Annotated in this window: 11 protein-coding genes; 1 reads left to right on the top strand and 10 read right to left on the bottom strand. The window is 71.2% G+C overall.

The window, feature by feature from the left end:
* Nucleotides 1–137: 137 nt before the first annotated feature.
* The 4 genes from E4N62_RS02520 to E4N62_RS02505 all read right to left on the bottom strand — a co-directional run bounded on the left by E4N62_RS02520 (nucleotide 138) and on the right by E4N62_RS02505 (nucleotide 7,843).
* Nucleotides 138–4,349: an Rne/Rng family ribonuclease gene (locus E4N62_RS02520; RefSeq protein ID WP_230211729.1), complete on the bottom strand. Its 4,212-nt coding sequence runs from the start codon at nucleotides 4,347–4,349 to the stop codon at nucleotides 138–140.
* Nucleotides 4,350–4,593: 244 nt separating this feature from the next.
* Nucleotides 4,594–5,481 (bottom strand): TIGR03936 family radical SAM-associated protein, encoded by an 888-nt coding sequence (locus tag E4N62_RS02515; RefSeq protein WP_230211728.1) that lies wholly within the window; start codon nucleotides 5,479–5,481, stop codon nucleotides 4,594–4,596.
* Between the two features lie 48 nt (nucleotides 5,482–5,529).
* Nucleotides 5,530–6,615: a hypothetical protein gene (locus E4N62_RS02510; protein ID WP_230211727.1), complete on the bottom strand. Its 1,086-nt coding sequence runs from the start codon at nucleotides 6,613–6,615 to the stop codon at nucleotides 5,530–5,532.
* An 88-nt stretch (nucleotides 6,616–6,703) separates the two neighbouring features.
* Entirely contained in the window at nucleotides 6,704–7,843 is a 1,140-nt protein-coding gene (locus E4N62_RS02505) for a glycosyltransferase (RefSeq protein WP_230211726.1), read from the bottom strand.
* 266 nt (nucleotides 7,844–8,109) lie between these two features.
* On the opposite strand from E4N62_RS02505, the gene E4N62_RS48500 reads away from it, so the two are divergent.
* Nucleotides 8,110–9,501 carry a collagen-like protein gene (locus E4N62_RS48500; RefSeq protein ID WP_308184825.1) on the top strand — a complete coding sequence of 464 codons (1,392 nt, stop codon included), beginning with the start codon at nucleotides 8,110–8,112 and terminating at the stop codon, nucleotides 9,499–9,501.
* Between the two features lie 75 nt (nucleotides 9,502–9,576).
* Here E4N62_RS48500 and E4N62_RS02495 read toward each other — a convergent pair whose 3' ends face one another.
* From E4N62_RS02495 to mreC, 6 genes are all read right to left on the bottom strand, one after another.
* Nucleotides 9,577–11,535, bottom strand: coding sequence for a TIGR03960 family B12-binding radical SAM protein (locus E4N62_RS02495; RefSeq protein ID WP_230211725.1), 1,959 nt, complete (start codon nucleotides 11,533–11,535; stop codon nucleotides 9,577–9,579).
* Between the two features lie 104 nt (nucleotides 11,536–11,639).
* Entirely contained in the window at nucleotides 11,640–13,202 is a 1,563-nt protein-coding gene (locus E4N62_RS02490) for a CYTH and CHAD domain-containing protein (protein WP_230211724.1), read from the bottom strand.
* An 89-nt stretch (nucleotides 13,203–13,291) separates the two neighbouring features.
* Complete coding sequence (gene rodA, locus E4N62_RS02485; RefSeq protein ID WP_230211723.1) at nucleotides 13,292–14,488, bottom strand: rod shape-determining protein RodA; 1,197 nt, start codon at nucleotides 14,486–14,488, stop codon at nucleotides 13,292–13,294.
* Nucleotides 14,485–16,830: a penicillin-binding protein 2 gene (mrdA, locus tag E4N62_RS02480; protein WP_230211722.1), complete on the bottom strand. Its 2,346-nt coding sequence runs from the start codon at nucleotides 16,828–16,830 to the stop codon at nucleotides 14,485–14,487. The genes rodA and mrdA overlap by 4 nt, the downstream gene beginning before the upstream one ends.
* A 105-nt stretch (nucleotides 16,831–16,935) precedes the next feature.
* Complete coding sequence (gene mreD / locus E4N62_RS02475; protein ID WP_230211721.1) at nucleotides 16,936–17,607, bottom strand: rod shape-determining protein MreD; 672 nt, start codon at nucleotides 17,605–17,607, stop codon at nucleotides 16,936–16,938.
* A 28-nt stretch (nucleotides 17,608–17,635) separates the two neighbouring features.
* A complete protein-coding gene (mreC, locus tag E4N62_RS02470; RefSeq protein ID WP_230211720.1) occupies nucleotides 17,636–18,589 on the bottom strand; it encodes a rod shape-determining protein MreC in 954 nt (317 codons plus the stop codon).
* Nucleotides 18,590–18,632: the final 43 nt, after the last annotated feature.

Genomic DNA, 18,632 nt, shown 5'->3' with positions numbered 1-18,632 from the left:
GGAGAGGAGCAAAACTCCGCAAATCTCCCCACCCGCTGTGAAGTTGCTCTCCCGGAACGGACCGGTGCCCCCACCGGATGGTCAAACCACCCGGCGGGGGCACCAGTTGGAGCGGATCGACGTCCGCCCCGTGGGGCTCAGCTCTCGTCGGTCGAGGCCGTCACCGTGGCCGAGGACTGCTCGGCGGCCACCGTGGTCTTCTTCGCGGCCGACTTCTTCGTGGCCGCCTTCTTGGCCGTGGCCTTCTTCGCGACCGTCTTCTTGGCGGCCGCCGTCTTCTTCGTGGCGGCCTTCTTCGCCGTGGCCTTCTTGGCCGTCTTGCGCGCCGCCGTCTTCTTGGCGGGCGCCTCGGCCTCGGTCTCGGTCTCCTCGACCGGGGCCGCGGCCGCGTCCTCGGCCGGAGCCGACGGGACCACGACCACGGCCGCCTCCTCGGACGCGGTGGGCGCGGTCGCCTTGCGCACGGCACGACGACGCGGACGGGCCGGAGCCACGCTCTCGGCGACGGCCTCCGCCTCGGGCCGCGCGGCCTCCTCGGCCACGGGCTCGGCGACCGGCTCGGCCACGGGCTCCGGCCCCGGCTCGGCGGCCGCCACCGTGACCACGGTCTCCTCCGCCGCCGCGCCTGCCGGAGCGCCCGCCGGAGCGGACACCTTCCGGGTCGCCCGACGACGCGTACGGCCCTTGGGAGCGGCCTCCTCTGCGCTCGGCTCGGCCGCCGGCGCCTCGACGACCGGGTCCTCCACCGCGACCGGCTCCGCCTCGGCGGCCTCCCGCGACTTCGGGGCACGGTCCTCGGAGACGGTGGTGACGGCCACGGCCTCACGGGACTCACGCGAATCACGGGTCTCGCGGGACTTCGGGGCACCGGAGGGCGCGGACGCCCGACGGGTGGCCCGACGACGCGAACGGCCGCGCCCGACCGCCGCCTCGGCCTCGGCGACGCTGCTGTACAGCTCCTCGTCCGGCTCGAACTCGGGGGACGGCAGCGCCACGGGCTCGGCCACCTCGGCGGCGACCTCGGCGGCCGCCTCGGTCTCGACCGGCTCGGCCGACTCCGCGGGCTCGACGGCCTCGGGAGCGGACGCGTGCTCGTGGTCGTGCTCGGCACCGCCACGCCCGCGCTTACGCCGCTTGCCGCCACCGCCGGGAGCGGTCGGCTGGTCCATGTGCACGATCACGCCGCGCCCGTTGCAGTGGACACAGGTCTCGGAGAAGGACTCCAGCAGGCCCTGGCCGACCCGCTTCCGGGTCATCTGCACCAGGCCCAGCGAGGTGACCTCGGCGACCTGGTGCTTCGTACGGTCACGCCCCAGGCACTCCAACAGGCGCCGCAGCACCAGGTCCCGGTTGGACTCCAGGACCATGTCGATGAAGTCGATGACGACGATGCCGCCGAGGTCGCGCAGCCGCAGCTGACGCACGATCTCCTCGGCCGCCTCCAGGTTGTTCCTGGTGACCGTCTCCTCCAGGTTGCCGCCCTGGCCGGTGAACTTACCGGTGTTGACGTCGACCACGATCATGGCCTCGGTCTTGTCGATCACCAGCGAACCACCGCTGGGCAGCCAGACCTTGCGGTCCAGCGCCTTCATCAGCTGCTCGTCGATGCGGTACGTCGCGAAGACGTCGACCTCGGAGGTCCACTTCTGCAGCCGGTCCGCCAGGTCGGGCGCGACGTGCGAGACGTACCCGTGGATGGTCTCCCAGGCGTCCTCGCCGCTCACGATGACCTTGGAGAAGTCCTCGTTGAAGATGTCGCGGACGACCCGGACGGTCATGTCCGGCTCGCCGTACAGCAGCGTCGGCGCGTTGCCGTTCTTGGCCTTCTTCTGGATGTCCTCCCACTGCGCCTGCAGTCGCTCGACGTCGCGGCGCAGCTCGTCCTCGCTCGCGCCCTCGGCGGCGGTGCGCACGATGACGCCCGCGTCCTCGGGGACGATCTTCTTGAGGATGGTCTTCAGCCGGGCCCGCTCGGTGTCGGGCAGCTTGCGGCTGATACCGGTCATCGACCCCTCGGGGACGTAGACCAGGTAGCGACCCGGCAGGGAGACCTGGCTGGTCAGACGCGCGCCCTTGTGCCCGATCGGATCCTTGGTGACCTGGACGAGCACGGACTGGCCGGACTTCAGGGCGGACTCGATCCGGCGCGGCCCGTTGGCCATGCCGAGCGCCTCGAAGTTGACCTCACCGGCGTACAGGACCGCGTTGCGGCCCTTACCGATGTCGATGAAGGCGGCCTCCATCGACGGCAGCACGTTCTGCACCTTGCCGAGGTAGACGTTGCCGACGTACGAGGTCGACTGCTCCTTGTTGACGTAGTGCTCGACGAGCACGTTGTCTTCCAGGACGCCGATCTGGGTGCGCTCGCCGCTCTGGCGGACGACCATGACGCGCTCGACGGCCTCGCGGCGGGCGAGGAACTCGGCCTCGGTGATGATCGGGACGCGACGGCGCCCCTGCTCACGGCCTTCCCGGCGACGCTGCTTCTTGGCCTCCAGCCGGGTGGAGCCCTTGATGGACTGCACCTCGTCGGACGGCTCGGTCTCCTTGGCGCGCCGCTCGCGCGGCTCGCGGACCTTGACGACCGTCCGCTCGGGGTCGTCGGAGGCCGCCTCGGCCTCGGTGCCGGAGTCCCCGGCACGGCGACGACGGCGACGGCGACGACGGCTGCTGCTGGAGCCCGAACCGGACTCCTCGCGCTCGTCGCCCTCGTCCTCGGCGTCCTCGTCCAGCTGCTCGGCGGTGTCCTCGGCGTCCTGCTCGGCCTGCTCGGCGGCGAGCTCGTCGCCCTCGGCGGCGTCCTCGGCCTCGGCCGACTCGCCCCGGCGACGACGACGGCCACCCCGGCGACGGCGGCGCCGCGACCCGGTGGACTCCTCCTCGCCGTACTCGTCCCCCTCGGCGGCGTCCTCGGCGCTCTCCTCGGACTCCTCCGGCTCGTCGGCCACCACGGTGGCGGCCGCGGGCTGCTCGGCCTCGGCCGACTCGCCCCGGCGACGACGGCGACGCCTCGACCCACCGGTGGACTCCTCCTCGGCGAACCCGCCCAGGCCGGTGGTCCCGGCGCTCTCGGCAACCTCGGCCGGCTCGGCCGTGACGGCCGTCACGGTCTCGGCCTCCGCCTCGGCGGCGGCCTGCGCGGCGGCCCGCTCCGGCGTCTGGAACATCGGCTCGGTGAACACCGGCGCCTGGAACACGGCCACGGCGGGCCGGGACGGACGCGAGGGCGCGTCCTCCGCGACCGGCGCCGCCGGCGCGGAGAAGCCGACGGCCGCCTTACGGGTGGCCCGACGACGGGCCCGACGCGGACCCGCGTCCTCGGCCTCCGCCTCGGCGGCCGCACGCGGCGCCTTGACCGGCTCGGGCTCGGCCACCGCGGTCGCGGGGGCAGCCTCGGCGGCGGGCACCTGCTCGGCCGGGGCCTGCACGGTCTCGGCGGCCACGGCCTCGCTCACGCGGTCGTCGGCGGACTCGCCCTCGGGCGCACCGACGGGCGCGGCGGCCCGGCGCGTGGCACGCCGACGGGTACGCCGGGGCGCGGCCTCCTCGGCCGCCGCCTCCACCGGCGCACTCTCCTGAACAGCGGCGGGCGCGGTCTCCGCGGTCTCCGCCGGAGTCTCGACGATCTCGGCGGCCTTCGGCTCACCGGCGGGCGCGGACGCCCGGCGCGTGGCACGACGGCGCGGGCGCGGCGCGGCCTCCTCGACGACGGGCGCCTCGGCGACGACGGCGGGCTCGGAGGCGGCCTCGGGCTCGGCGGGGGTCTCCTCGGCGGCCTGGGGGGCGCTCGTGGGCGCGGAGGCGCGCCGGGTGGCGCGACGGCGCGTACGCCCGGCGGGCGCGGCCTCCTCGACGACGGCGGGCGCCTCGGCGACGACGGCGGGCTCGGCTGTCGCCTCGGCGGAGGCGGCCGGCGCCACGGTCTCGACGACTTCGACGACCTCGGCGTCCTTGGGCGCACCGGCGGGCGCGGAGGCGCGGCGGGTCGCACGACGGCGCGTACGCCCGGCGGGCGCGGCCTCCTCGACGGCGGCGGGCGCCTCGGCGACGACGGCGGACTCGGCCTCTTCCGTCTCCTCGGCCTCGGTGACCTGCGTGTCCTCGCCGGTCACGCCGTCCTCGACGGCCTCGGTGGTCTCGTCCGCCTCGGTCGGCTCGACGGCCGCGAGGTCCTCGGACTCGGCGGCCGGTATGGCCGGCGCGGTGGTCTCCGCGGCCGCTTCGGCGGCGGACGGCGGTCCTGCGGGGCGGGACGCGGCACGGCGGCGACGGCGCGGCGGCAGGGTGTCGCTCGGCGTGTTGTGGTCGGAGCCCTGCGCGGGCTCGGCGGGTTCGATCGTTTCGGGCATGCGGGCGTTTCTCCCGTCAGGCTCCCGGGCGCCGCACCCGGTCCGGTATGGCCGGTGACGTCCGCGGCTCGCGTCGTACGCGACTGCCGCCGTCCGGGGCGCGGGCGCCGCACGGGAGCTCTCTGTGTCCTGTCTCGCCGGTTCCGTACGCCATGTTGCGTACGGCCTGGCGAAAGTCTTGTGGTCGGTGCGCTGCCCGACCCAGGTGGCTCCCGGATCAGAGGGCGGCGCTACGACGTCCGTCCTACGCGGGGCCTACCGGCGCCGACGCCTTCGCGGCGGCAGCGGGTTCGGCCGTTGAGGGGGCCGGCGCTGCCTCGCGGTCGGGCGCGAGCGGGTCGGTCACCGTGCCGGTCTCATCATCGAAAAGCCCCTGCGCCAGCCTGGTCACCGCTGCGGGGACCGGCGGCGCCAGGTCGGCCACGGCGCGGAGACCGGACAGGACGTCGTCGGGTCGTACGGCAGGCGTCACGTGCCGAACAACCAGCCGCAGTATCGCACAGGGCTGGTCCGTCGGCCCAGCAAGGGGCGCGGCGCCGGCCGCTCCGGTGGAGCCGACGCTTGCGGCGGGCTGTGGACCGGCCGTCTCAGAACCGTTCGCTCCGGCGCTTGCGTCACGTCCATCACGTGCGTCATGGCCGTCGCGGCTGTCGAGGTCGACGACGGCGGCACGGGCGTCGAAGGTCCGTACGCCGTTCTTGGTCCTGCGCTGGACCTCGACGAGGTCCGACGCCTTGAAGGCCTCGACCGCGCGCGCGGCGTCCTCGGGGTCCACGCCGTCCAGGCGCAGCTCCCATTCGGAGGCCGTGAGCCGGTCGGCGAGCCCGGAGGTGCGGGCCTCGACCGCGTCGACGATGTCGAGGCCCGGGGGCAGCGACTCGTCGAGCAGGATCCTGAGCTTCTCCGGATCACGCGCCGCGGTGAGCGCGATCTCCAGATACTCCGCTTCACTGCCCGTGCCGGTGGGTGCGGCATTGGCGTACGACACCTTCGGATGCGGCGTGAACCCCGCCGAGTACGCCATCGGCACCTCGGCACGGCGCAGCGCACGCTCGAAGGCGCGCTGGAAGTCACGGTGGCTGGTGAACCGGAGGCGGCCGCGCTTGGTGTAGCGCAGTCGGATGCGCTGCACCGCGGGTGCGGGCGGCGGGCCTTCGGGCTGTCGCTTGCCCAGTGTCGTTCAGTCCTTCGTGAGAGCGGTCGTACTGCTACCAAGAGTACGTGTCTCGGCGGCCCTCGGTTCCCGCCTGTGGACGGGCTTCGGTGCCGCCTGTTGTCCGAAGAGGGCCGAGCGCACGCTCGCGCGGGCCTGGCGGACGGTCTCGCGGGCGGTGCTCAGGGCCTGCCGGGTGGTGCGGCCCACGGCCCGGCCGGCCGCCGCGACCGGCTTCCACACCGCGTCCCGCACGAAGTGCCCGGCCGGTGTGAGGACGGTCCGGTACACCCACCGGGTCGGCTCGACCAGGAGCCACCGGAACAGGTTCGCCAGGAACCGCCCGACGGCGAGCGAGATCCGCCCGGCCACCCGCCACGCGTGCCCGAGAGCCTCCCCGATCTCCCGGCCGACGACGGCGAGGAACCGTCCGACGGGCGCGAGCACCCAGCGCCACACGGCGAGCGCGGGCAGCACCAGCAGCACACGCAGCGTCCAGTACACGCCGAGCCAGAGTCCGTTGAAGATCATCCGTACGAGCCACACGGCCCCCATGGCCACCCGTGCGATCGCGTGCCCCACGGGCGTCAGCACGTACCGGTACAGCCACCCGGCCGGCACGACGAGGAGGTGGACGCCCAGCCAGGCCATGCTCCGCCCGACCGGCACCACGGTCCACCGGTACAGCCACCGGAGCCCGGCCAGGACACCGCGGGCGACCCAGCCGCATCCGGCCCCGACACCGGCCACCAGCCAGGAGATCGCGTGCCCCACGGGCGTCAGGACGTACCGGTACGTCCACACCGCCGGGACGACCAGCAGCCGGTACCCCAGCCATCCGAGCCCCTGGGCGAGCGGCACGACGACGTACCGCCACAGCGCCACACAGGGCCACACGAGGACGACCCGGCCGAGCCGGAGCGCCGCACGGCCCGCAGGCCGCAGCACGGTGTCCGTCACCAGCCGCCCGCCCGCCACCAGCGCGTCCCACACCATGCGCACGGGCACGACCAGCACGAGCACCACGATCCGCACCGGAATCCGGATCGCGACGACGAGACACCCCTCGGGCGCCGACTGTGCCTGCTGGGCGGGCCTCTTCTCCAGGTCCATGACGACGTAGACGCATCAGCGTGTCGCCCGGATCCAGCCATCACCAACGAGTTCCCACCGCTGCGGATTCGGTGGCCGCCCGCGCCCGCTACCGCTTGCGCCCGGAGGCCCTCGCGGACTTCGCGGCCGGCTTGCCGGCCCGGGCGACCTTGGGGCGGCGCACCACCGCGGACAGGTCCGACGGTGCGGCGTGCGGCGCGGAGAACTCCCGGTTGATCTCGACCTGGCGGCGGACGCGTTCGGGCAGGTCCCGCATGGCCAGCAGACGGTCGCACGCCCCCAGCGCGGCTGCATGGTCACCCACCCAGTGGGCGGTGATGGAGAACTCGAACAGCAGGCCCCACCGGTAGACCCAGGGCTTGGTGAAGAGCAGGTCGTCCGGCGCGGGCCGGTCGACGACGTCGACGAGAAGGGCGTGCGCGGTGTGGTGGCGCCGCCGGAGCCGGAGGCGGGAGGCCAGCTCGTAGCAGGCTTCGAGCCTTGTGGGGCGTGACTCCCAGGCGCGGGAGAACGTGTCCATGGCTCCCGGCCAGTCCCCTTCCTCGTCCGCCCGGAGGATTCCCGCCTCCAGGAGCGAGCAGTAGACCTCCTCGCCCCAGCCGCCCATCGCCGCACGTCGCTGGTACAGGTCGATCGCCTGCCGGGCGTGGCCGAGGTCACGTTCGGTGTTGGCCAGGTAGAAGACGGTGCGGGGGTTGGTCGGGTCGCGTTCCAGTTCACGTCTGAGCAGACCCGCGTCGCGTTCGAACTTGTCGCTGCGGCAGCCGCCGTCCGCGTGGTCCTCGATGACGAGGGCGTCCAGGTTCTCCTGGACATCGGGCCCGTCGGTGCACGGGTACTCGTGGGTGACCCCTTCGTAGCGCCAGAGCCGGTCCCCGTGCATCAGGTGCTTGAAGCGGTGCTGGGTACCCGGTGTGTCGTAGCGCAGCATGTACGAGGTCGCCGTGAGCCGGGGCAGCGGCGCGTCCTGACGCAGTACATGGTCGGCGTCGACGGTGAGCAGGAAGTCGGCCTTTCCCCGGGCGTGTTGAATGTTCCGCGTCCGGTTGTGACCGAAGTCGACCCAGGGCTCCTCGCGCAGTTCGCCCGGGATGCCGTCCAGCGCCGCGCGGATCAGGTCCTGTGTGCGGTCCGTGGAGCCGGTGTCGGTGATGACCCAGGTGTCGATCAGCGGCCGGACGGCGGCGAGGCAACGCTCGATCACCCGCGCCTCGTTCTTGACGATCATGCAGAGGCAGATGGTCTGGGGCTTCACGGCTCACCGGTCCAGGGGTGTGGGAACGCCGCCCCGACGGCCGCGTGACGTATCACCTCATATCGCACAAATACCTTTCACCGACGCCGGATTAGCCCACCCGTGAGACCTGTTTAGGCTGATTTGATGATCTCCCTCCCCGTCCGGTCCCGCTCGCTGGTCGAGTCGGTTGACAGGGGCGAGGCTCACGATCGAGTACGGGGAAAAGCCCCGAACCGGTCGAAACGAGGAGCCCATCGATGAGTCCTGAGCGCAGGACGATCTCGCTGATAGGCCCGCTGGCACGCCACAGGATCACCAAGGTCAGCACGTATGCCTCGCTCGCACTGGCGGTGACCGCCGGACTGGCCGGCCCCGCCGCGGCGGCAACGCTGAGCGTGTCCGAGCACTCCACCGTGACGAGGGGCGGCAACGACGGGTGCCCGCCCGCCGACGATCACGGTGATCAGCACCACACCGACAACGGACAACATCAGGACCACTACGACGGATCGTCACCCGACTGGTACAACGATCAGGACCAGAACCGCACGGCGGCACTCGGTGGCTACGACGACCACTGCGAGGTGGGCCCCGCCGGCCCGACCGGACCCCAGGGCCCGACCGGCCCCAGGGGCGACACCGGTCCGCAGGGCGAAGTCGGCCCCGAGGGCCCCCCAGGTGACACCGGCGAGACGGGCCCCGCAGGTCCCACCGGAGCCACTGGCGCGACCGGCGCGGACGGTCCCGCCGGCCTCACTGGTGCAACAGGTCCCACCGGACCCACGGGAGCGGACGGCTCCGTCGGGCCCGAGGGTCCCACCGGACCCACTGGAGCGGACGGGCTGACGGGAGCCACCGGTGCCACGGGGCCCGCCGGTCCCTGCGCCGACATCGACGCGGTACAGGACTCCAAGAAGCGCGAGTTCCGGGTCGTGCTGAGCGACGGACGGGTCTTCGCCGGCATCCGCGACCTCCAGGGCGAGGTCGCCCACCCGTTCCTGTGGACCGACCTCAGCACCCACCCCAACTTCCCGGCAGGCGGCCGTGATTCGCGGGACCGCTACGTCGGCTTCGCCTGCGGTGTCTCCGTCAACACGAGCGGCCACGGCGAGGGCCACGGGCACGGGCACGGGCAGAAGGAAACCGGCGAGGAGACGGGCAAGGAGCACGGCCAGAGCCAGGGCCACGCCCAGCAGACCGGCCAGAGCCAGGGGCACGCCCAACAGGCCGGCCAGAGCCAGAGCCAGGGACACAGCCAGAACACGGGGCAGAGCCACGGCCAGGGCACGAGCAGCGGACACACCCAGCAGACCGGGCAGAGCCACAGCCAGGGGTCGGGCAGCGGTCACACCCAGGACACCGGCAAGGACCATGGCGGCAGCTCCGGCACGGACCACGGCGAGGACAAGGGCCAGCCCAAGGGTGAGCAGGCCGGCGCCTCGAAGGGGCTCGTCAAGTTCAATGTCGTCACCACCGTGGGCCAGATTTGGGAGACCACCTGCGTGCCGGTGGACACGCAGCCCCACGCCACCCTGAACTGCGACGACGAACAGGGCAACCCGCGGCCGTGGTACCGGGTCGAACTCCAGACGGCGAACAACATCGTCAACGGCGGCTCGACCGTCACGCCCCGCGCGACCGGCCGGTAGTACGTGAGAAGGGGTGCCCGGAGACCGACGAACGGCCCTCCGGACACCCCTCTACGACCTGCCGCCTCGGCCGGGTCAGTGACCGTGACTGTGCGGCGCACTCCCCACCGGCTGCTTGACCGACAACGGCAGCAGCTTCTTGCCCGTCGGGCCGATCTGGATGTGGGTGTCCATCTGCGGGCACACGCCGCAGTCGAAGCACGGTGTCCAGCGGCAGTCCTCGACCTCGGTCTCGTCGAGGGCGTCCTGCCAGTCCTCCCAGAGCCAGTCCTTGTCGAGGCCGGAGTCCAGGTGGTCCCAGGGCAGGACCTCCTCGTAGGTGCGCTCGCGGGTCGTGTACCAGTCGACGTCGAGGCCGAAGTCCGCGAGGGCCTTGTCCGCGCAGCTCATCCAGCGGTCGTAGGAGAAGTGCTCGCGCCAGCCGTCGAAGCGGCCGCCGTCCTCGTAGACCGCGCGGATGACGGCGCCGATGCGGCGGTCGCCGCGCGACAGCAGGCCCTCGACGATGCCCGGCTTGCCGTCGTGGTAGCGGAAGCCGATGGAACGGCCGTACTTCTTGTCGCCGCGGATCTTGTCGCGAAGCTTTTCGAGCCGGGCGTCGGTCTCCTCGGCGGAGAGCTGCGGCGCCCACTGGAACGGCGTGTGCGGCTTGGGGACGAACCCGCCGATCGAGACCGTGCAGCGAATGTCGTTCTGGCCGGAGACCTTGCGGCCCTCGGCGATCACGTTCATCGCCATGTCGGCGATCTGGAGGACGTCCTCGTCGGTCTCCGTCGGCAGGCCGCACATGAAGTACAGCTTCACCTGGCGCCAGCCGTTGCCGTACGCCGTGGAGACCGTCCGGATCAGGTCCTCCTCCGAGACCATCTTGTTGATGACCTTGCGCATGCGCTCGGAGCCGCCCTCGGGCGCGAAGGTCAGACCCGAGCGCCGGCCGTTGCGGGTCAGTTCGTTCGCGAGGTCGACGTTGAAGGCGTCCACGCGGGTCGAGGGGAGGGACAGACCGATCTTGTCCTCCTCGTACCGGTCCGCCAGGCCCTTGGCGATGTCGCCGATCTCGCTGTGGTCGGCGGAGGAGAGGGAGAGCAGGCCGACCTCCTCGAAGCCGGTCGCCTTGAGGCCCTTCTCGACCATCTCGCCGATGCCCGTGATGGAACGCTCCCGCACCGGGCGGGTGATCATGCCCGCCTGGCAGAAGCGGCAGCCGCGGGTGCAGCCGCGGAAGATCTCCACCGACATCCGCTCATGGACCGTCTCGGCGAGCGGGACGAGGGGCTGCTTGGGGTACGGCCACTCGTCGAGGTCCATGACGGTGTGCTTGGACACCCGCCACGGGACACCGGACTTGTTGGGCACGACGCGGCCGATACGGCCGTCGGGCAGGTACTCGACGTCGTAGAACGCGGGGATGTACACCGAGCCCGTCTTCGCGAGGCGGAAGAGGACCTCCTCGCGGCCGCCGGGCCTGCCCTCCGCCTTCCAGGCGCGGATGATCTCGGTCATGTCCAGCACGGCCTGCTCGCCGTCGCCGATGATCGCCGCGTCGATGAAGTCGGCGATCGGCTCAGGGTTGAAGGCCGCGTGGCCGCCGGCCAGCACGATCGGGTCCTCGAGCGTGCGGTCCTTGGACTCCAGGGGGATCCCGGCGAGGTCCAGGGCGGTCAGCATGTTGGTGTAGCCCAGCTCCGTGGAGAAGGACAGACCGAACACGTCGAACGCCTGCACCGGGCGGTGGCTGTCGACGGTGAACTGCGGGACGCCGTGCTCCCGCATCAGCGCCTCCAGGTCCGGCCACACGCTGTACGTGCGCTCGGCGAGGACGCCCTCGCGCTCGTTCAGCACCTCGTAGAGGATCATGACGCCCTGGTTGGGCAGACCGACCTCGTACGCGTCCGGGTACATGAGCGCCCAGCGGACGTCCGCGGACTCCCAGGGCTTGACGGTGGAGTTGAGCTCACCGCCGACGTACTGGATCGGCTTCTGCACATGCGGGAGCAGGGCCTCTAGCTGTGGGAAGACCGACTCGACAGACATCGCGGGGGTTACCTTCGTGAGCTGACAGGGGGTGACCATCTAGCCTAACGCCCCCGGAGACACCCCTCGCACGCCCGTTTAGCGGCGGGGCTCACCTGCGCAGCTCAGAAGGGCATGTCCGCGCTGATCCTCTTCCACTTCCCGGGCAGCTCCGCCTCCGCCAGCTCCGCCCGGCGCTCCTCCCTGCCGTACAGCAGCCCGTATGTGAAGGCGCTCTCCCCCGGTGCCGCGTGGGCCTGGTGGGCGAGGTCGCGCAGGGCCTCGCGGGCCATCACGCTGTCCTGGTGGTCGCCGAGGAGGGTCTGCAGGGACTTCATGTCCTTGACGAGTGCCTTGGCCGGTTTACCCAGGAGGGGACGGGCCGCCTCGGCCGCGTACCGGGTCCGCTTGGTCTTCTTGCGGGCCTCGTGCATGGCGAGGTCGCGGTCGGCGCCGGGCGGCTGGGCCAGGGCCTCCTCGACGAGGGCCGCCACCTTGCCGAAGTCCTTCTCGACCGCCTTGGTGATCACTTTCTCGGGATCGCCGTGGGCGGCCTTGAGCAGCGGCGGGTCCGCGATCACGGCGTCGAGGGTTTCCAGCAGCTCCAGATAGCGCGGTCCGTCCAGGGCCTCGATCAGTTCGGTCCGGGGGCCGGTACCTCCGTCCTTCCGCGACCAGGCGCGCAGCCGTGCGTGGACCGGGCCCGTCACCAGGCTCTCGGGGAGGCCGTCCAGTGCCTCGGTGAGGCGCTCCGTCAGAACCTCCTGGTCACGGTCGACGCCCAGCTCCCCCGCGAGCCACTTCAGCTCCTCGCCGATCGGGTCCGTGACCGCCCGGTCCAGGACCTTGCCGAACGACTTGAAGGTGCTGCGCAGGCGACGCGTGGCGACCCGCATGCTGTGGACGGAGTCGAACACGTCGCGGCGGACGGCGGGGTCCAGCTCGACGATCGCGTCCCGCTGGGCCCGGATGTACACGAGGACATGGTCCCCGGGCGTGAGCGGCTCACCGGCTCCCTTCCCCTTCGCGCCCTTGCCGCCTTTCTCGCTCTTCCCGTCCTTCCCGTCCTTCTTGGCCTTCTTCCCCTTCGCGGGGGCCGTCTCCTGGAGGGCCCTGGCGAGCTTGGACGGCGAGTCCGACGGCCGTACGCCCGCCTTGCGCAGCTTCTTCTCGACCTTGTCGAGGAACGCGGGGTCGCCGTCGTCGGCGAGTTCGACCTCGATCTCGGACCACTGTGCGGTCCGGCCCTTGTCGGTGAGCCGTTCGGCGACCACGGCGTCCACGCTGGCCTCGGCGAGGAGCCTGCCGTCGGCGTCGAGCAGCTCGCTGACGGCCCGGGTGGAGAGGAGACGGACCAGCGGGACCAGCTCCGCCGCCCGCACCCGGGAGCGGACCAGCCCGGCGAGTTCGTCGGGCAGCGTGTCGGACAGCGGAGCCCGGATCTCGTCCCGTACGCCCGAGGAGACGGGGAACTTCAGATGCCAGCCCGCGTCACTGCCGCCCGTACGGCGACGCAGGGTGATGGAGGCCGCGGCGAGGCGTTCGTCGGGGGTGTCGTAGTAGACGGCGTCCAGCTCCGCCACACCCTTGTCTATGACGGTCGCGACCCCGGCCACACCGGTGAGGTCCGGCAGGCCGCTCTCGTCGGACTCGTACTTCCGCTCGATCTCGCGCTTTGTGTCCGCCATGAAATGAATCTAGTCGCATATTCGGCGAAGGGGCAGACCATCGCCCCCATGGAGGGAGCGGAGGTCTGCCCCTGAGGAGCACCGGGACCTTACGCCGACATCGGGCGCTGCACTCTGATGGACTGCAGCAACCCCACCGCCACCCACACCGCGAACATCGACGAACCGCCGTACGACACGAACGGCAGCGGCAGGCCCGCCACAGGCATGATGCCGAGGGTCATGCCGATGTTCTCGAAGGACTGGAAGGCGAACCAGGCGATGATGCCGCCGGCGACGATCGTGCCGTACAGCTCGGTGGTCTCGCGGGCGATCCGGCAGGCCCGCCACAGGACGACACCGAGCAGCACGATGATCAGCCCGGCGCCCACGAAGCCGAGCTCCTCCCCCGCCACCGTGAACACGAAGTCGGTCTGCTGCTCGGGCACGAACTGTCCCGTGGTCTGCGAGCCCTTGAACAGCCCGGTGCCGAGCAGCCCGCCGGAGCCGATGGCGATCCGGGCCTGGTTGGTGTTGTAACCCACGCCGGCCGGGTCGAGTTCGGGGTTGGCGAAGGCCGCGAAGCGGTTGATCTGGTACTCGTCGAGCACCCCGAGCTGCCAGACGGCGATCGCGCCCACCGCGCCCGTGCCGATGAGGCCGAGGACCCACCGGTTGGAGGCGCCGGAGGTGAGCAGGACGCCGAGCACGATGACCACCATGACCATGACCGAGCCGAGGTCGGGCATGAGCAGCACGATCAGTATCGGGACGGCTGCGAGCCCGAGGGCCTGGACGACCGTGCGGTGGTCGGGGTGGGGTTTGTCGCCCGCGTCCACCCGGGCCGCCAGCAGCATCGCCATCCCCAGGATGATCGTGACCTTCACGAACTCCGAGGGCTGGAGCGAGAAGCCGCCGCCGACGACGATCCATGCGTGCGCGCCGTTGATGGTCGCGCCCATCGGGGTGAGCACCAGCAGGATCAGCAGCACCGAGATGCCGTACAGGATGGGCACGGCCGTGCGCAGGGTGCGGTGGCCGAGCCAGACCGTGCCGATCATCAGGGCGAAGCCGATGCCGGTGTTGAGCAGGTGCCGGAGCAGGAAGTAGTACGGGTCGCCCTGGTTGAGCTCGGTGCGGTTGCGGGTCGCCGAGTAGACGAGGGCCGCGCCGATCAGGGAGAGCGCGATGGCCGAGAACAGTATCGGCCAGTCGAGCCGGCGGGCGAGCGAGTCACGGGCGAACAGCCGGGTCCAGCCGGTGCGTTCGGGCCCGTACCCGGAGACGGAGAAGCTGTTGCCGGTCATCCGGACCTCCTCCGTCCCCGACCACCGCGACAGCCACCGCCGCCGCTGCCGCAACGGCCTCCGCCGCCGCCCCCGCGCCGTCGACCTCGATCGTCGCGTCGGCGGGCGGCGCGGTTGGTGCCGCCGCCCCGCGTGTCGAGGATCGCCGCCGGGACGTCGAAGGAGACCGGTCGGGCGCCGGGCCCCGCGGCGACCACCTGGGCACCGTCCTCTGCGGCTTCCTTCTTCGACTTCTTCGGCGGGTAGGACTCCAGCTTCGGGGAGTCGATCGAACCGTCGGACTCGATCTTCGGCAGACCCTTCTGCGGGGTGGGCAGCAGTGCCTTCTTCCTGTCGATCTTTCCGTCCTCGGAGACGCCGTAGAGCGCGTTGTAGAGCTTGCGCACGGCGGGTGCCGAGGCGCCGGAGCCCGTACCACCCTGGGAGATCGTCATGACGATCGAGTAGTCCTTGGTGTACGTGGTGAACCAGGAGGTCGTCTGCTTGCCGTAGACCTCGGCCGTACCCGTCTTGGCGTGGATCGGGATCTCGTCCTGCGGCCAGCCCTGGAAGCGCCAGGCTGCCGTACCTCGGGTCGCGACTCCCTCAAGGGCTTCGTCTATCTCGCTGAGGGTCTTCTTCGTCATCGGCAGTTTGCCGTGCGACTTGGGTGCGATCTCCTGCACGTTCTTGCCGTCGGCGCTGATGATCGCCTTGCCGACGGTGGGGTCGTAGAGGGTGCCGCCGTTGGAGATGGCCGCGTAGATGGTGGCCATCTGGATGGGGGTGACGAGGGTGTCGCCCTGGCCGATGGAGTAGTTGACGGAGTCACCGGCACGCAGGCGGTTGCCTTCGAGGCAGTTCTCGTACGCGATCTGCTCGGCGTACGAGCCGCCCTTCTTGCCGTACTTGCACCAGGCGTCCTTGTTGTCCTCCCAGTACTTCTGCTTCCACTGGCGGTCCGGGATGCGGCCGGTGACCTCGTTCGGCAGGTCGATGCCGGTCTCGGCGCCGAGGCCGAACTGGTGGGCGGTCTTGTAGAACCAGTCGTTGGCGCCCTTCTTGGGCTTGATACCTCCGTCGCGCTTCCACTCCTCGTGGGAGAGGCGGTAGAAGACGGTGTCGCAGGAGACCTCCAGCGCCTTGCCGAGGCTGATCGCGCCATGGCTCTGGGACTCGAAGTTCTTGAAGACCTGGCCGCCGATCGAGTACGAACTGGAGCATTGGTACGGGCCGTTGAAGGAGTAGCCGGCGTTCACCGCGGCGGCCGTCGGGATCACCTTGAAGACGGAGCCGGGGGCCGACTGGCCCTGGATCGCGCGGTTCAGCAGCGGGTAGTTGGACTTCTTGCCGGTGAGCTTGGCGTAGTCCTTGGCGGAGATGCCGCCGACCCAGGCGTTGGGGTCGTAGTCCGGGTTGGAGGCCATGGCCACCACACGGCCGGTCTTGGCCTCCATCACGACGACCGCGCCGGAGTCCGCCTTGTAGTTGGTCCCGGTGTTGCGGTCGTTCTGCTTGCGGGCTTCCTTCATCGCCTCGTTGAGTTCGTACTCGGCGATGCGCTGCACTCGGGCGTCGATGCTGGTGACTAGGTTGGCGCCGGGCTGGGCGGGGTCGGCCTCGGCCTCGCCGATGACCCGGCCGAGGTTGTCGACCTCGTACCGGGTGACGCCGGCCTTGCCGCGCAGCTCCTTGTCGTACTGGCGCTCCAGGCCGGAGCGGCCGACCTGGTCGGAGCGCAGATACGGCGAGTCGGTGTCCTGGGCCTTGGTGATCTCCTCGTCGGTGACCGGGGAGAGGTACCCGAGGACCTGGGAGGTCTTGGAGCCGCCGGGGCTGGCGTAGCGGCGGACGGCCTGGGGTTCGGCGGTGATGCCGGGGAAGTCCTCGGAGCGCTCGCGGATCTGGAGGGCCTGCTTGGCGGTGGCCTCGTCGGTGATGGGGATCGGCTGGTAGGGCGAGCCGTTCCAGCAGGGTTGGGGGGTCTCCGAGTCGCAGAGCCGGACCTTGTCCATGACGTCCTTGGGCTTCATGTCCAGGACGCCGGCGAGCTTGGTGAGGACGGCCTTGCCGTCGTCGTCCATCTTGAGCAGGTCGGTGCGGGAGGCGGAGACGACGAGGCGGGTCTCGTTGTCCGCGATCGGCACTCCGCGCGCGTCCAGGATCGAGCCGCGCACGGCGGGCTGGACGACCTGCTGGACGTGGTTGCCGGAGGCTTCCTTGGCGTAGGCGTCGCCCTCGCGGATCTGGAGGTACCAGAGGCGGCCGCCGAGGGTGCCGAGGAGGGAGAAGACGAGGATCTGGATGATGACGAGCCGGATCTGGACCCGTGGGGTCCGCCCGGTCTCCGGGATGTTGGTCACTGCCTGTCTCCCCCTCTCAGTGCGTGTGCGGGTGGTGCGCGTGGTGCCGGTACATGGGGTACACCGCTCGGCGGTGATCGGTTCCGCTGTCCGATTGCCGTGCCGTCACAGCCGCTTGACCCCCTTGATGCGTCCCGCCCTGGCCATCCGTGAGCGCGCGGCCTTGATGCGGAGTCCGCCGCGCTGGTTGCCGATGCGCAGGCCGGTGCCGGAGGAGAGCCAGCCGGAGGCGACGTCGGTCGCCTTGGCGGCGCTGCCGGTCTCGGCGAGCGGGTCGTTCTCGGCGCGCCGGGCGAGCGCGATGACGCCGGGGACGACGAAGGGCGCGAGCAGCAGGTCGTAGAGCGCGGCGGTGAACAGCAGGCTGGGCAGGCCGACGTGGCGGGCCGCGTCGTCGCCGACGAGGGCGCCGACACCGGCGTACAGGAGGGTGGAGCCGAGGGCGGCGACGACGACCACGACCATCGGTCCGGTCGCCGACTTCAGGCGGCCCGTCTCGGGCTTCGCCAGTCCCGCGAGGTAGCCGATGACGCAGAGGACCAGGGCGTACCGTCCTGCCGCGTGGTCGGCGGGTGGCGCGAGGTCGGACAGCAGCCCGGCGCCGAAGCCGATCAGGGCGCCGCCGACATGGCCGTAGACCAGGGCGAGGCCGAGCACGGTGAGGAGCACCAGGTCCGGTACGGCGCCCGGGAGATGGAGTCTGGCGAGGACGCTCACCTGGATCACCAGGGCGACGATCACCAGGGTGGTGGAGAGCAGCATCCGGTTGAAGCGCATCAGGGGGTCAGCTCCTACTGTCCTACGTCTACTGCTCTTGCGACTGTCCGTCGGCGCCGTCGCCCGGTTCGTCCGCGCCCGGTGTGACCGTGACCGTCACGGTGGGCGTGGGGGTGGCCTTCGGCTTGGCCGGCAGGACGGTGTCGCGCGGGTCCTTGCGGGGCGGCTGGACGACGACGCCGACGATGTCCAACTGGGTGAAGGCCACGAACGGCTTGACGTAGATCGTGCGGGTGAGGTCGCCGCCGGAGGGGTCGACTCGGGAGACGACACCGACCGGGACACCCGGGACGAACGGCTTGTCGGCCTGGGAGCCGAAGGTGACGAGACGATCGCCTTCCTTCACCTTGGCCTTGCCGTTGAGCAGTTCGACGCGCAGCGGCCGGTCGCCCTGGCCGGAGGCGAAGCCGAGTTCGTCGGTGGCCTCCATCCGGGTGCCGACGGTGAAGTCGGGGTCGTTGGCGAGGAGGACGGTCGCGGTGTTCGGCCCGACGGTGGTGACGCGGCCGACCAGCCCGTTGCCGTTGAGGACGGTCATGTCGCGGGTGATGCCGTCCTCGGTGCCGATGTCGATGGTGACGGTCCAGGAGAAGCCCTGGGCCGCTCCTATGGCGATGACCTCGGCGCCCTTGATGCCGTACCGGCCGTTCGCGGCGGTCTTCAGCATCTTGTCGAGCTGTTCGACCCTGCTGCTGTTGCGGTCGTCGCTGCCGAGGGCCGCCTTGAGTTCGGCGTTCTCCTTCTCCAGCGCGGCGAGGCGGTCGTGGCGGGAGCCGGAGTCGCGGACGGCGCTTATGGCGTTGCCGATGGGGTCGACGGCGGTCGACACACCGTCCTCGATCGGGCCGAAGACGGTGGCGGCGGCACGTCGGGCACCGTCGACCGGTGAATCCTTCCCGCCGCGGATGTCCACCGTGATCAGCGCGAACGCGACGGCGATCAGCAGCACCAGGAGCAGCCGGCTCTCTCGTGTGTCCCTCACGTGCGGCGGCCGTGCCTTCCTCATAGGAATTCGACAGGAATTG

This window comes from Streptomyces sp. MNU76 (assembly GCF_020982545.1).
Taxonomy (GTDB): domain Bacteria; phylum Actinomycetota; class Actinomycetes; order Streptomycetales; family Streptomycetaceae; genus Streptomyces.
This window is presented reverse-complemented; position numbering and strand designations above follow the sequence as displayed.